Source organism: Haladaptatus sp. QDMS2, from assembly GCF_029338295.1.
Lineage (GTDB): Archaea > Halobacteriota > Halobacteria > Halobacteriales > Halococcaceae > QDMS2.
Genome location: NZ_CP119791.1, coordinates 283,750 through 297,660, shown reverse-complemented (window position 1 = coordinate 297,660; position 13,911 = coordinate 283,750). Strand labels below are relative to the sequence as shown.

The 13,911-nt window shown below is 62.7% G+C and carries 10 protein-coding genes and 1 tRNA gene; 2 read left to right on the top strand and 9 right to left on the bottom strand.

Annotated elements, in window-relative coordinates; translation table 11 throughout:
- Positions 1 to 38: 38 nt before the first annotated feature.
- From P1M51_RS01460 to trmY, 4 genes are all read right to left on the bottom strand, one after another.
- Positions 39 to 1,718 (bottom strand): glycosyltransferase family 39 protein, encoded by a 1,680-nt coding sequence (locus P1M51_RS01460; RefSeq protein ID WP_276246412.1) that lies wholly within the window; start codon positions 1,716 to 1,718, stop codon positions 39 to 41.
- Between the two features lie 198 nt (positions 1,719 to 1,916).
- Complete coding sequence (locus tag P1M51_RS01455) at positions 1,917 to 2,633, bottom strand: hypothetical protein (RefSeq protein ID WP_276246411.1); 717 nt, start codon at positions 2,631 to 2,633, stop codon at positions 1,917 to 1,919.
- A 315-nt stretch (positions 2,634 to 2,948) separates the two neighbouring features.
- A tRNA-Pro gene (locus tag P1M51_RS01450) sits at positions 2,949 to 3,021 on the bottom strand.
- Between the two features lie 44 nt (positions 3,022 to 3,065).
- Complete coding sequence (trmY, locus tag P1M51_RS01445; protein ID WP_276246410.1) at positions 3,066 to 3,662, bottom strand: tRNA (pseudouridine(54)-N(1))-methyltransferase TrmY; 597 nt, start codon at positions 3,660 to 3,662, stop codon at positions 3,066 to 3,068.
- A gap of 84 nt (positions 3,663 to 3,746) precedes the next feature.
- Here trmY and P1M51_RS01440 point away from each other — a divergent pair, with 84 nt between their 5' ends.
- Positions 3,747 to 6,059, top strand: coding sequence for an STT3 domain-containing protein (locus P1M51_RS01440; RefSeq protein WP_276246409.1), 2,313 nt, complete (start codon positions 3,747 to 3,749; stop codon positions 6,057 to 6,059).
- A gap of 29 nt (positions 6,060 to 6,088) precedes the next feature.
- Here P1M51_RS01440 and aglM read toward each other — a convergent pair whose 3' ends face one another.
- A complete protein-coding gene (gene aglM, locus P1M51_RS01435) occupies positions 6,089 to 7,381 on the bottom strand; it encodes a UDP-glucose 6-dehydrogenase AglM (RefSeq protein ID WP_276246408.1) in 1,293 nt (430 codons plus the stop codon).
- Between the two features lie 97 nt (positions 7,382 to 7,478).
- On the opposite strand from aglM, the gene aglF reads away from it, so the two are divergent.
- On the top strand, positions 7,479 to 8,216 hold the full coding sequence (aglF, locus tag P1M51_RS01430; protein WP_276246407.1) for a UTP--glucose-1-phosphate uridylyltransferase AglF: 738 nt from the start codon (positions 7,479 to 7,481) through the stop codon (positions 8,214 to 8,216).
- On the opposite strand, the gene P1M51_RS01425 is transcribed toward aglF, so the two are convergent.
- From P1M51_RS01425 to P1M51_RS01410, 4 genes are all read right to left on the bottom strand, one after another.
- Positions 8,213 to 9,514 (bottom strand): hypothetical protein, encoded by a 1,302-nt coding sequence (locus P1M51_RS01425; protein ID WP_276246406.1) that lies wholly within the window; start codon positions 9,512 to 9,514, stop codon positions 8,213 to 8,215. The two genes, aglF and P1M51_RS01425, sit on opposite strands and share 4 nt — an antisense overlap.
- Before the next feature lie 186 nt (positions 9,515 to 9,700).
- Complete coding sequence (locus P1M51_RS01420; RefSeq protein WP_276246405.1) at positions 9,701 to 10,558, bottom strand: hypothetical protein; 858 nt, start codon at positions 10,556 to 10,558, stop codon at positions 9,701 to 9,703.
- Between the two features lie 153 nt (positions 10,559 to 10,711).
- On the bottom strand, positions 10,712 to 12,967 hold the full coding sequence (locus P1M51_RS01415; RefSeq protein WP_276246404.1) for an NADP-dependent malic enzyme: 2,256 nt from the start codon (positions 12,965 to 12,967) through the stop codon (positions 10,712 to 10,714).
- A gap of 49 nt (positions 12,968 to 13,016) precedes the next feature.
- Positions 13,017 to 13,814, bottom strand: a complete 798-nt coding sequence (locus P1M51_RS01410; protein WP_276274799.1) for a hypothetical protein — start codon at positions 13,812 to 13,814, stop codon at positions 13,017 to 13,019.
- Positions 13,815 to 13,911: the final 97 nt, after the last annotated feature.

The following is a 13,911-nucleotide window of genomic DNA, read 5'->3' as shown; positions in this document are numbered from 1 at the left end:
TCACAGTGGACAACAGCCACCCCTAAAAACGCATCTGACTATCGGCCGGGGCCGTCCGGCGAGGATGTCGCGTCGGTCTCGTCACCGGAGGACTGGGTCGCAGACCGAGACACCTCGAAGATGAGGACGCCCTCGTTCTCGTAGGCCAGGTCGTAGCGCGGGGACTCCAGCAGGGAGTGCTCCATATTTGTCGTCGTCTCGCGCTCCTTGCCTCGGACGGTGTAGTCGTCTTTCGGCACGTAGATGTAGTCCGGGTGGCGGTCGCCGAAGGCGAGCAGCTGGGTCACGCAGCTCGCGCTCCCGCAGTTGGAGATGGCCTTGTAGTACTCCACTTCCCAGTAGTAGTTCGCGGAGGTAGTCCACTCCACCCCCCATGGCCCGATGAGTATCGTCCGGTCGGTGAATAAGGGCACCCACTCTGCGGTGTCACCCATCACGACGAACGTCGAGTCGGACGCGGTGTTCGCCTCCATCCACGCCATCGCCTCGCGGTCGTAGGTGTCCATCGTCGCTGGCTGGGCCGCGCTGTGGTCGTACTCGGTCTGCAGCGTACTCGTCGCGAAGGCGACGCCCGTGCCGACCGCGGTGAGCATGACGAGCGCGACGACGGCGACCGAGACGACCCGATACAGGTCAGGCCGGGACGTACGCTCGCTGAGGAACGTCTGGATAGCGGGCAGGACGCCGTCGTAGACGAGGAACGCGATGAGCATCGCGCCGCCGATGAACAGGAATCGGTCTTTGCCGAGGAGATAACTCGCGCCAATCGCCCAGACGGCGAGGAAGTAGCGTTTCCGGTAGAGCGCGTACGCCGAGGCGATGAAGACGGCGAGGTAGAACACCGACGTGATGTCTTTCTCCTTGAGCGGGATGACGAACTGCCAATAGATGCGGTGCCACCCGCCGAAGAGACCGGTGTGGGTTCCCGACGCCTGCAGGAAGATGTCCGGTCCGTGCGTGGCGAAAATCTGGAGCCACCACGGCGCGGCCAGTAGGATACCACCGCCGGCGACGATTGCGCCGTAGACGAGGCCCTGAATCGACCGGTCGAAGGCGGCGTAGGCGAGCAGGTAGGTGAAGGCGAAAAAGACGGTGTAGGTCGGGTGCGTGAGCACTTCGATACCGAACAGCGCCATCCCGGGAACGATCCAGCGACGGTCGCCCGTCTGGAACAGCCGAATCCCGGTGTACGCACCGAGCAGCGCGATGGTGACCGCGGGAGCGCGGACGATGCCACCGGCCGACAGGTGCCAGCGAAGCACGGCTGGCGCACCCGCAAAGATGACCGAAGCGAGCCCCGCCTGCCGTTTCGAGTCGAGCAGATGGCGTGCGAGGAAGTAGTACGGCACGATCATGAACGTCAATACGGCTCCGGGGATGAGGCGGGTGAGCGTGATGGCATCGACGCCGAACAGGTCGCGAATCACCGCGTAGACGTAGAACATGAACGGCGGATACGCGAACGGGACGCCATCGGCGGTGTAGCCGGGAATGCGCTCTGGCAGCGCGTAGCCGTGAGCGATGATTTGGTCAGAAATCGCGATGTACAGGCCCCCGACGTACGCCGGGTACTGGTGGGTCGCGAGGTAGGACGCGTAGATGGTCGCCGCGGCGAGCACCGCGAGCGAGAGCCACCTCACGTCGGTCCACGTCACCGTGTGCTGGCGAAAGCTCGGCAGCAGCGAATCACGGGTCCGCGAGCGGGGCGGCGTCGACATGGGCTATCGCGCCACCTCGATTCGGGCCGGCACCGAAGACAGCAGGGGGGACAGGGGGGAGAGACGGGACCCTCTCGGAGCGAACGCAGTCATTGCCTGTGAGCAGTCCGGCTACACCCATTATTATGGGCGACGTAAGGACAGAATCGTGATGCGTCAACCCCGCATTATCGTGCGATTTTCTGCCACGCTCGTTCGTTACAGTTCGACGTGCGAAAGGCTCGCGTCGAGTTCATCCACGTGGTCGTTGAAGGCCTCGACGAACTCACGAAAGCCCTTCGCGTGACGCTTCACGTCCGGGGCCGACGGCGGCTCGTACTGAGACACCAGATACGTCCCACCCTCGCCGCCGACGCGGAGGTACGACGCCCGGTCGCCCTCCCACTTCAGCTCCCAGCGTTTCCCGGCGACGCGCGCCGTCCACGACCCGTAGTCCGTCCCGTTGAACCGGTGGAGTTGGGCCGCAATCGCGTTCGCCGTCTCTCGAATCCGCGCAACGACTCTGTCTCGCTCCTCGACGACCGTCGCCGTCGAAGCGACCTCGGGAAAGTCCGTCGGCACGTCGTCCAGCATGCCCTCGAACGAGGCGACGTGGTCGTTGAACGCCCGGACGAACGCCCCGTAGTCCTCCATCGCCAGGCGCAGGTCGTCCGGCGACGGCGGCTGCTTCGTCGAAACGACGTAGATGTCGCCCTTCTTCCCCGAGAATCGCAGGTAGTCGAGCGCCCCCGCCTCGAACTTCACCGTCCAGTCCCCGCTGCTCGTCTCGAACGTCTCTTGCCCGTAATCGCCACCCTTGAGCAGCGCGAGTTCCCGCGCAATCCGCCCCGCGTGTTCGGTCACCGCCTCGACGAGTTCGTCCCGCTGGACCGCACTCTCGTCTGCACTGGCGATTTCCTCGTCGATTCCATCCATGGAGTGTGCGTTGGGCGCTTTCGCGTAAAAGGGATTGGTAAGGGTGGAGTGGAAGTAAAGGGGTCTGGATTGGGTGACAGCGCAGCTTCGAATTCCCGCGCAACTCGTTGCTCGGAAGCGTACGCTTCCACCCCCCGGTCGCTCAGCGCAGATTCGAACCACGCCCAGACGTGCACAGCGAAGCGAGCACGTCTGGTCTGCTTTGGAATCGTAGATTCCAAACCACGGTCGCTCGCTGCGCTCGCTCCCTGATTCGAATCTGCTCGGCGTCAGTTTCAGACGCGCCGCTCGAAAGTGAGCGGCGCGACTGGAAAATGGGCCAGCGCAGATTCGAACTGCGGTTACGGCCACCCGAAGGCCGAAGGATACCAGGCTACCCCACTGGCCCGCTGCTATTTCAATAGCCGCCGCTGTTGTTAATCCTTCCGGAAATTAGTATTTCGAGTAGCCGTCGGTGTCGAGGAAATTGTGGACGACGGTGATGGTGTGGTCGGCGTGGAGCACCGCCGGGCCGATGCGAACGCGCTGGGCTGCAGCTTCCGAGAGCAAAGCGGCCTCCTCGTCGGTGAAGTCGTGGTGGTCAGAGAGGACGAACACGGGATTCTCGGGGACGGCGGCGTCGGCGATTGGGTCGCCGGCTTCGTGTAGTTCGACCACGGTGCCGTCGCGGGCGGCGGTTTCGAGAATCGGCTCGAAGCCCCGTCGCGAGAGATAGACGCCGGGAGAGGCTTCGGCTTCCATGTGTCCGATGGCGTTCTCCTTCTCTTCGAGGGCGTTGCGGATGAGTGCGGCTGTCGAACGTTCGTCGGGGTTGAGTCGGCGCAGTTCGCTCCCCTCGAAGCGAATCGTCAGTTCGTCCTGCAAGACGAGGTAGACGCGGACGTCCTTTCGAATGTCGTGAGACAGGAAGAACGCCGAGTTGACGCACCGACAGAGCACGTCGAGGCGGCCCGCGCCGCCGGCGAGGTCGTCGAGCGAGAAATCAGGGGTCGTCGGCGCGTCGTGGCCGAGGATGATGAACTGGCGCATTACTGGACACAAGTCCGTGAACCGTCATACGTGCGTCGAACGTTCCCGGCACATTTATTCGAGTTACCCGGTATTTTCGAGCTAATGACCGACGTGCGCGAGGCGACTGCCGACCTCCTCGACTCACGGCCGGAGGTGGCCGAGTCACTGGAGCAGCTGCTGGCTATCGACAGACAGCACGAGACGTGGACGTTCGCGGACATCCCCCTCGACTCGGGCACGTTCGGCGAAGTCGTCTCCCGCAACATCGTCGAGAAACACGACGGCGAGTACCGCCTCGCCGACCCGACGGCCGTCGAAGCCGCCCTGCGCGGCGAATCGACGCCCGCATCTACGACGCCTGCGATCTCACTTTCGCTCCCGACAGTCGAACGCCGCGCTGTTGGCATGCTCGTCGGGGCGCTCGGTTTTCTCGCGCTCGTTCGCTCGTTGTTTGTCACCCGTGTATTTCGCGACGGCCACGTCGTCCTCGGCGCGAACGACCCCTACTTCTACCGCTACTGGGTAGAGAAACTGGTCGTCGATGCAGGCGGTCTGTTCGATTTCGCCGCGCTGTCGGCAATGCCGGATACCGTCGCGATGGGGGAACCGCTGTTCGTCGCCACCCTCTGGTGGCTCTCGTCGCTGTTCGGCGGGATGGACGCCGTCGGCCCCGTCATGGCGTGGTACCCCGTCGTCAGCGCCGTCGTCACCGGCGCGCTCGTCTACCTGCTCGCCGTCGAACTGACCGACGACCGGCGCGTCGGCCTCGCGAGCGTCCTCCTGCTCGCGCTCATCCCCGGCCACGCTCTGCGGACGGCCCTCGGATTCGCAGACCACCACGCCTTCGACTACCCATGGCTGGCGCTCACCATACTCGCCGTCGTCGTCCTCGCCCGCCGGGGAAGCCTCGCGGACCTGAAATCAACCCCGAAGTCGTGGGCCGCAACGCTCGCCCTCGGCGTCGCACTCGCGGGCCAGACGCTCGCGTGGGAGGCCGGCCCGCTGCTCATCGTCCCACTCGGCCTGTACGTTGCGTTTCGGGTGCTCTCTGACGTTCGCGCCGGTCAGTCGCCCCTCGCGTCGAATCTCGGTCTCGTCGTCGGCCTGCTGGTCGGGGCGCTCCTTGCCGCTGCCGGTCACGCGAGTTTCGGCTGGCACTCTGAACAGGTAGCCTTCGCTCCCGCCCTCCTGTTCGTCGCCGTCCTCTTCGTCCTGAGCGTCGCCGAACTCACCTTCCGCGCCGACCTGCCAGCGACGGCTCTCGCCGGTCTCGAAGCGGTCGGCGGCGTGGTCGGCGTCCTCGCCTTCCGGGCGCTACTGCCCGATTACTGGGCGAAACTCGTGAGTGAGCTGGCCCTGTTCGTCGCCCCGCGGGACATCGTCGAGACCGAATCGCTGTTCAGCGGCGACTCGATGGGCTTTCTCCTGTTGTTCGGCTTCATCCTTGCACTCGCCCTCCCGTACGTCGGGTGGGCCGCGCTCGCGAGTTATCGAAAGCATCGCCCAGAGTGGGTCGCCCCCGCCGTGTACGCAGGCTACTTCTTCGTGCTCGCCGGCTTCCAGATTCGGTTCGTCGGCGAGATGGCGGCGGTGACCGCCGTGTTCGCCGGACTCGGCTTCGTCCACCTCGCAGAGCGCGTCGACCTGGCGCGCCGTCCCGTCCCCTTCCGCGACTCGAAACCGAGCGTCCCCGAGTCAGTCGAGATTCCGGACTCGCGGGGCGTCGCCTCGTTGGTCGCGCTCTTTCTCATCGTCGCCAGCCTGAGCCTCGTCCAGGTGCCGGTGAAGATGAACCAGGTAACCGCAGACGGAGACCTGTTCGAGACGGCCCAGGCTATCGACACCTACGCCGAAGAAGAGGGAATGGCGTATCCACAGAACTTCGTGTTGTCCCGGTGGGGCACGAATCGGGCGTACAACTACTTCGTGAACGGCGAGTCGCGCTCCTACGGCTACGCCCAGTCCACCTACACGCCGTTCGTGCGCGGGTCGAACGCCAGCGAGTGGTACGGCAAACTCAGCAACCGCGTCGGGTTCGTCGTGACCGAAGACCGGGACTATCCGCCGGGAACGATGCAGAGCCGGCTTCACGACCACTTTGGCTCCCAGACTGAGGCCGCCCCCGGTGTTGCCCACTATCAGGCGATTTTCAGTACCGAAAGCGGCGACACGAAAGCGTTCAGACTCGTGCCGGGCGCGACGATAACGGGCGGTGCAGCGTCCGATTCGCAAGTTACGGTCACCACATCCGTCTCGATACCCGGCGCGACGTTCGAGTACGAACGAACCGTCGAAACTGCAGCGGACGGGTCCTACCGCGTCACGGTCCCCTACGCGGGTGACTATTCGGTGAACGGAACCACGGTGACAGTCTCAGAATCGGCAGTAGAACAGGGCGAAACGGTTGCTGCCTGAATGGACGGAGACGGATTTCTGTCGCCTCGCTACCAGGTCAACCCTTCGTAGGTGATGCCCTCGCGCGGAGAGACGATACGCCGACCGTCGATGACAACGGGCGTGGCCATCGCGTCGAACTCTGTGTCGAGGGCGGCGAATTCGTCCCAGTCGGTGACGACGAGTGCTCCGTGCGCGCCTGAGAGCGCGTCCGCGGCAGACGCGGCGTACTCGATGTCTGGAAACCGCTCGCGCATATTCTCTGTGGCCACCGGGTCGTAGGCGACGACGTCGGCTCCGCGTTCGAGCAGCCCTTCGATTGCGGGAATTGCCCGCGACTCGCGAACGTCGTCCGTGCCGGGCTTGAACGCGAGGCCGAGTACGGCGACCCGCTTTCCTGAAACGTCGACGTGGTCGTCGAGCAACGCGAGCATTCGACCGGGCTGACGGTCGTTTACGTCAACCGCCGCCTGGAGTAGTTGCGGTTCGTAGCCCGTCTCCCGCGCGGCGGCGATGAGCGCGGCCACGTCCTTCGGGAAACACGAACCGCCCCAGCCGACTCCACTGCGTAGGAAATGCGGGCCGATGCGCTCGTCCAAGCCGATGGCGTCTGCGACTTCGTAGGCATCGACGCCGTACTCCTTGCAGATGTTCCCGAGTTCGTTGATGAGGCTCACCTTCGCCGCGAGGAAGGCGTTGTTGGCGTACTTTATCATCTCCGCTTCGCGCAGGCCCGTCTCCACGATTGGCGCGTCCGTCCGTGCCACGAGCGGGTCGTAGAGGTCGGCGAGCAGCGCGCGGTCGCGGTCTGACTCCGCGCCGAAGACGATTTTGTCCGGGTTCAGAAAGTCGGACACCGCAGAGCCCTCGCGGAGGAACTCAGGATTCATCGCGACGCCGAAGTCCTCGCCGGCCGTCTTCCCGGAGGCGGCTTCGAGTAGCGGACGAATCACGTCGCCCGTCGTACCGGGAATGACCGTGCTCTTCACGACGACGAGGTGGTAGCCGTCTTTTTCGGCGAGCACCTCACCAAGCGATTCCGTCCCGGCTTTCATGATCGAGAGGTCGATAGAGCCGTCGGGATTCGAGGGCGTCGTGAGCGCGAGAAACGTCACGTCCGTGTCGAGAACGGCGGTGTAGTCGGTCGTCGCGCGCAGTGACGACCCGGCGTACTCGGCGAGACGGTCGGCGAGCCCCGGTTCGTGAATCGGCGGTTCGCCCGCGTTCAGTTTGGCGACGACCGATTCGTCGATGTCGATGGCCGTCACGTCGTGTCCGAGTTCCGCGAAACACGCGGCGATGGTCGTCCCCACGTACCCACTCCCCACGATGCTAACTCTCATTTTACTAAAATATCACAGCGAAACCCTTCAACGTATCTCACTGGCACGGTTATGTTTGGAGTGGGATATTTAATCTGCGAGAGCGAAGTTCTACGCGATGCAGGCAGTTGTGCTTGCGGCTGGGGAGGGCAAGCGGTTGCGGCCACTCACAGAAGACCGGCCCAAAGGGATGGTGGAGGTGGCGGGCAAACCGATACTCACACACTGTTTCGAACAGCTCGTCGAACTCGGGGCGACCGAGTTCTACGTCGTCGTCGGCTACAAGAAAGAGGACATCATCCGCCACTACGGGGACGATTTCCAGGGGATTCCAATAACGTACGCCCACCAGCGAGAGACGCTCGGACTGGCACACGCGCTCTTGACGGTGGAGGAGTACATCACCGACGACTTCATGCTCATCCTCGGAGACAACATCTTCCGCGCGAACCTCCGGGACGTCGTCGCCCGCCAGCGAGAGGAGCGCGCAGACGCCGCCTTCTTGATCGAAGAGGTCCCGTGGGAGGAAGCCTCCCGCTACGGGGTCTGTCGGACCAACGCCTACGGCGAAATCGTTTCCGTCGTCGAGAAGCCCGAAGAGCCAGAGTCGAACCTGGTCATGACGGGCTTCTATACGTTCACGCCGGCCATCTTCCACGCCTGCCACCTCGTCCAACCCTCGAATCGCGGCGAGTACGAACTGAGCGAGGCTATCGACCTGCTCATCCACTCGGGGCGAACCATCGACGCCATTCGAATGGAGGGCTGGCGCGCGGACATCGGCTATCCCGAAGACCGGGACGCCACGGAAGCACGGATTCTCGATGAAGAAGGGCAGAAGGCGGAAACCAACTAGGTTTCTGCCACGGTAATGAGGACGATTTGTTTTCCGGGTCCGAGCACCAGTCCACCAGTGGGATTGGCCCGAACGAGCACTAATTCTTCGTCTTCCATCGGTCCCGGACCACCGTCAGGCATCTCGTAGTAGGAGATTGAGATGGTTGTCGGGGCACAGCCGTCTTGGATAGTGAAGAAGACGAACAGGTTGACTTCTTCGGGGAGCCCTTCGTCTACGATTCTGTCGATGACGATGCACTCGCGAATGTAGTCACTCTGCCACTCCGGTTCAGTGGGAATCGGGTCGATGTCGAGTGCAAGCCCCTCCTGCGATTGTCCGCGGAAGGACTGTATCACTCTCCGCTGGTCACTGTACGTCACCCCGTTATCTGGGTCGAACTGCTCGATCTCAGGGCCAGTGGCCACGTACACCTGCCAGTGAGTCACAGGTTCTTCTTCGGGTGGGCGAGGTGGAACACGCTTGTCCACCTTCACCGAGAGAATGTGATGCCCCGGGCCGAATTTGCGGTAGTCGGTGTCTTTGAATTCCAGTTCCTCAGACTCCATTGGCAATGCTTCGAGGTGTGGCCACTGATACAGCGTGAGCGAGTAGTACACTCGCTCACAGCCGGGTTCGATGTGGAATCGTACGGTAACGTACTCCTGACCATCTCTCCGCTCCTGTTCGACGCGGTCTACGACCACGCACTCGCGAATGTGCTCGCTCTGCCAGGCGGGGTCAGATTCGGCCTGGGTGACACCGTCGTGGGTGTTCCCCCGGTATGCCGCGACCAATCGACGCTGGTCGGTGAACGTGTGTCCTCGGTCGTGGTCGAACTGTTGAATTCCGCGGCCGGTTGCGAGGTACACCTGGTAAGGGAATACGGATTCGTCCGGTGTCGGTGTGACGGCAGGCGGCGTTTCAGTGACGGTCGGTCGTTCAGTCGTCAGCTCCGGCGGTGTGGCGACCGGAGTCGTCGTCGCCGGCGTCTCGGTGGTCGTCTTGCGCGCTGGATTCTTCTTGACGGTCTTCGTCCACGTCTGCGTGGTGGTCGGTTCCGGCGGGCGTTCGGTCTCCACGGACGTCGTCGTGTGCGACTCGACGGTCGTCGTCGTGGGGGCTGGTTGCGTCGTTCTCGGTTCGGTCGTAGTCGGTACTGGCGTGGGCGTCTGGATGTCCACGTCGTCGAACACGAGGTCCTGGTCCGGCGTGGCATCTGGACCACCGAAACCGGTGAGGCCGACGGTGAAACTGACGATGATGAGGAGCACGACGGCTCCCACCACGGCGCCAGATGGTCGAATTGGAATCGCCATAGTATGACGCTCGTCAATGACAGATATTGTTACAGACCGGATGAATCACGAGTCGTGACGGTTAGTTATGAGTTACAGTCACACACTGCAGACGGTTCGAGAGTGCAACTATGCACAAACCGGCAGAGTGTGGCGGAGCGCCTGCTCTGAGGCGTGAAAAAGGTGAAAACGATGGTGGCGATTCGGTCAGTTCTCGGGCAGGTCCACGACGATGTAGTGGTGGCCGGCGCTGAAGTAGCGCGCTTTCGCGCTCACGATGACCATTTCTGGGTTCTCGGGAGAACTGTACGCACCGGACGGCAGCTGGTAGACGGCGAGCGCGTACCAGCTGTGGTCGGGTTGACAGCCCTCTTCGACGTAGAAGTCCATGCGCACCGTCGTCTCGTTCACTTCGGCGCTCTTGAACACGATGCACTCCTGGATGAATTCGCTCTGCCAGGCAGTCGACTGCGCACCCTGCGTGTCACCCGTGTGGGTGTTGCCGTAGAGCATGTAGATGACGCGGTCGTTGTCGATGTAGGACCAGTCACGGGTCTCGTTGAAAGACTGGTACTGGCGACCCGTCACGAGGTACGCCTGGTAGTGGCCAGACGAGGTATCCTCGTCGTAGCGTGGCTCCTCAGGCGTCGGCGTCGGGGTCGGCGTTGGCGTTGGCGTCGGTTCTGCCGTCGTCACGGGCGGTTCGGTCGTGGTGTCGCGCGCCGGGTTCTTCTTGACGGTCTTCGTCCACGTCTGCGTGGTGGTCGGTTCCGGCGGGCGTTCGGTCTCCACCGGCGTCACCGTCTCAGTCGGCCGTTCCGTGGTCGTCTGGGTCGACGTGGTGGTTTCCGTTGTGGTCTGCGGTCTGGTCGTCGGTACTGGCGTGGGCGTCTGGGTGTCAACGTCGTCGAACACGAGGTCCTGGTCCGGCGTGGCATCTGGACCACCGAAACCGGTGAGGCCGACGGTGAAACTGACGATGATGAGGAGCACGACGGCTCCCACCACGGCGCCAGATGGTCGAATTGGAATCGCCATGACCAGATTTTCGCGACTAACGGACATTGTTACAGACCGGATACACCAATTAACACGACTGTTAGATTCCGATTACAATCAACACCATCAACAGAACGATTGGGCGAGAAACCGCACGACGATGCCGCGTTTATGACAACCTACCGGAATACAAAGTGGTGAAACAGTCTGTCGAGAAGGTTACGCGTCCTCCTGTGCGTCCACGACAGCAACCGAGGCGAGGTTCACCACATCCTTGACCTCGTCGCCGCGCTGGAGGACGTGGACGGGTTTGTTCATGCCGACGAGCATCGGCCCGATGGCCTCCGCGCCGCCGAGGCGCTGCAGTAGTTTGTACGCGATGTTCCCCGCCTCCAGATTTGGGAACACCAGAATGTTCGCCGGTTCGTCGAGGTTCGCGAAGTCGTAGGTGCCGTTCAGCATCTCCTCGACGACGGCGGTGTCTGCCTGCATCTCCCCATCGACCGGGAAATCGACCGTCGGGTCGGCGCGGAGGAGTTGGGCGGCCCGCCGGGGTTTTCGCGTCCCGTCGTTGTCCACCGAGCCGAAATCGGAGTACGAGAGCAGCGCCGCGCGCGGTTCGACGTTGAACTTCCGGGCGAGCGTCGCCGTGTGCTTCGTAATCTCGGCGAGGACGGCCTCGTCGGGGTCCAGATTGACGGTCGTGTCCACGCAGAAGACGACCCGGTCTTTGAACGTGAGCATGTACACCCCGGCGGCGAAGTTCGCATCTTCTGCCGTGCCGACAACTTGCAGGGGCGGTCGGAGCGCGGAGGGATAGTGGTGGGTGAGGCCGGTGAGCATCGCGTCGGCGTCGCCCATTTCGACCATCACGCTGCCGAGGTAGTTGCCGTCCGTGATGAGTTCGTCCGCCTCACGCCGAGTGACGCCCTTTCTGGCGCGAAGCTGGTGCAGACGGTCTGCGTAGGCGTCGAGGGAATCATCGTCCGGGTCGACGATTTCTGGCTCGTAGTCGAGGCCGAGTTCGGCCATCCGCGCCCAGATGTGGCGTTGGTCGCCGATGAGAATTGGCTCCGCGATACCCTGTTCGACGAGCTGTGCCCCCGCCCGAATGACCTTGTCGTCGCCTCCTTCCGCGAAGACGACGCGTTTCGGGTCGCTCTGGGCTTTGTTGAGGACGACGCGCATCATCTCGCGAGACTTCCCAAGGCGCGCTTCGAGGCGCTCGCGATAGGCGTCGAGGTCGATGTGCGTTCTCGCCACGCCGCTTTCCATCGCGGCCTCGGCGACCGCAGACGAGACCTCGAACAGGACACGAGAGTCGAGCGGTTTCGGGATGATGTAGTCGGGGCCGAACTGGAGTGGGTCGTCACCGTACGCCTTCACCACGGCGTCGGGGACGTCTTCCTTCGCGAGGTCGGCGAGGGCAGCGGCGGCGGCGACTTTCATCTCCTCGTTGATTTCGGTCGCCCGAACGTCGAGTGCGCCCCGGAAGATGAAGGGGAACCCGAGAACGTTGTTTACCTGATTCGGGTAGTCAGAGCGCCCCGTCGCCATGATGACGTGGTCGTCGCGGGCCGATTTCGCCGCTTCGTAGGTGATTTCTGGGTCGGGGTTCGCCATCGCGAAGATGATGGGGTCTGCGGCCATCGACCGTACCATCTCCTGGCTCACGATACCGCCTACTGAGAGGCCAACGAGCACGTCTGCGCCCTCGATTGCGTCTTCAAGCCCGCCGTCTGGCAGGTCCTTTGCGAACGGTTCGTTGTGCTCGTTCAACTCCCCCGCTTCCGCGCGTTTCTCGGTGAGGATGCCGCCGATATCGACCATCGTAATGTTCTCGCGTTTCGCGCCGAGGGAGACGTAGAACTTGGCCGTGGCGGTGGCTGCTGCACCCGCACCCGAGAAGACGATGTTCACGTCCTCGATATCCTTCTCCGCGATTTCGAGGGCATTCAAGAGGGCGGCTCCGGAGATGATGGCCGTCCCGTGCTGGTCGTCGTGGAACACGGGAATCGACATTCGCGCTCTGAGTTTTGACTCGATTTCGAAGCACTCGGGGGCCCTGATGTCCTCTAAGTTGATGCCCCCGAACGTCGGTTCCATCATCGCCACCGAGTCGATCATCTTCGCCGGGTCGTCGGTGTCCAGTTCCACGTCGAAGACGTCGATGTCGGCGAACCGCTTGAACAGGACGCCCTTGCCCTCCATCACCGGTTTCGAGGCCTGTGCGCCGATGTCCCCAAGGCCAAGCACCGCAGAGCCATTGGAGACGACGCCGACGAGGTTTCCTTTGGCGGTGTAGGTGTAGGCGTCGTCGGGATTTTTCTCGATTTCGAGACACGGTGCGGCCACCCCGGGCGAGTACGCGAGGCTCAGGTCGCGTTGGGTGTTCGTTGGCTTTGTCGTCGAAATCTCGAGTTTACCGGGGGGGTCGGTGCGGTGGTAGTCGAGTGCGTCCTCGTCGAGTCCCATATCGTATGGGACGAGCGCAGAATTATAAGCAACCCGTCAGCCAGCGGGGTTAGCCCAGCGCGGGACGCGCCATTGCCACGTCGAAAAAGAAGCCGTCGTCGTGTTTCTCTTCTTGCTCTTCGTGTTCGTCTTCGAGGGTGTCGTGTTCCGCCTCGCGGTCGTCGTAGAACTGGAAGTCGTCCTCGTGGAACGCCGCGTCGTCGTACTCGGCTACGTGGTCCTCGAATTCAGTGCGGTGGTCTTCGAACTTCTTCCGGTGGTCTTCATAATCCTGGATGTGTTCCTCGTAGGCCTGCTCGTGGTCTTCCCACTCCTCGTCTGAAGCGTTCGTGCGGTTCAGGAACTCGTGTTCCTCCTTGAGTTCTTCGTGGCGCTCTACGAGCTCGTCGTGTTCGGCCTGGAGTTCTTCACGCGTCTGCTGAAACTCCTCGTGTTCCTTTTGGGCGTCTTCGCTCGGCGTCGTGGTGGTCGCGAACGGATCTTCGGTCGTCGTGGTGGCGAACGGGTCCTCAGTCGTGGTCGTCGCAAACGGGTCGTCAGTGGTCGTCGCAGTCGTAGTCGTAGGTGTCGTCGTAGTCGTGGTGGTGGTCGCCGTTGGCGCAGGGGTGGACGTGGTCGCTTCCGCCGTGGCAGTCTGGCTAATCGTCGCCGTTTCCGTTTCGTCGGCGACCGGGTTTTCGACCGGGGCAGAGGGGCCGAGCGATGCGAGCACGATGGTCGCCGTCGCACCGAAGAGGGCAGCACCGAGCAACATCAGTATCAGGTTGGCTTTGCCTCGCTTACCCGTCACGAGGGACTTTACAGTCGAGAGACCGCGCATACTCGGGGCTACCCCCCTTACCACCATTATTACGCGGCGGATAAGTATGACAGATAATTGGTTATTTACCAGAACGTATCGTGTTTATATCTGTTTCCAAGCGTTCCCCAGTCACGGATTTTTC

Excerpts from the sequence above, each read along its gene's own strand:
- aglF (WP_276246407.1), top strand. The coding sequence starts at position 7,479 with ATGCAGGCAGTTGTGCTTGCGGCTGGGGAGGGCAAGCGGTTGCGGCCA.
- aglM (WP_276246408.1), bottom strand. The coding sequence starts at position 7,381 with ATGAGAGTTAGCATCGTGGGGAGTGGGTACGTGGGGACGACCATCGCC.
- P1M51_RS01420 (WP_276246405.1), bottom strand. The coding sequence starts at position 10,558 with ATGTCCGTTAGTCGCGAAAATCTGGTCATGGCGATTCCAATTCGACCA.
- P1M51_RS01440 (WP_276246409.1), top strand. The coding sequence starts at position 3,747 with ATGACCGACGTGCGCGAGGCGACTGCCGACCTCCTCGACTCACGGCCG.
- P1M51_RS01455 (WP_276246411.1), bottom strand. The coding sequence starts at position 2,633 with ATGGATGGAATCGACGAGGAAATCGCCAGTGCAGACGAGAGTGCGGTC.
- P1M51_RS01460 (WP_276246412.1), bottom strand. The coding sequence starts at position 1,718 with ATGTCGACGCCGCCCCGCTCGCGGACCCGTGATTCGCTGCTGCCGAGC.
- P1M51_RS01415 (WP_276246404.1), bottom strand. The coding sequence starts at position 12,967 with ATGGGACTCGACGAGGACGCACTCGACTACCACCGCACCGACCCCCCC.
- P1M51_RS01410 (WP_276274799.1), bottom strand. The coding sequence starts at position 13,814 with ATGGTGGTAAGGGGGGTAGCCCCGAGTATGCGCGGTCTCTCGACTGTA.
- trmY (WP_276246410.1), bottom strand. The coding sequence starts at position 3,662 with ATGCGCCAGTTCATCATCCTCGGCCACGACGCGCCGACGACCCCTGAT.
- P1M51_RS01425 (WP_276246406.1), bottom strand. The coding sequence starts at position 9,514 with ATGGCGATTCCAATTCGACCATCTGGCGCCGTGGTGGGAGCCGTCGTG.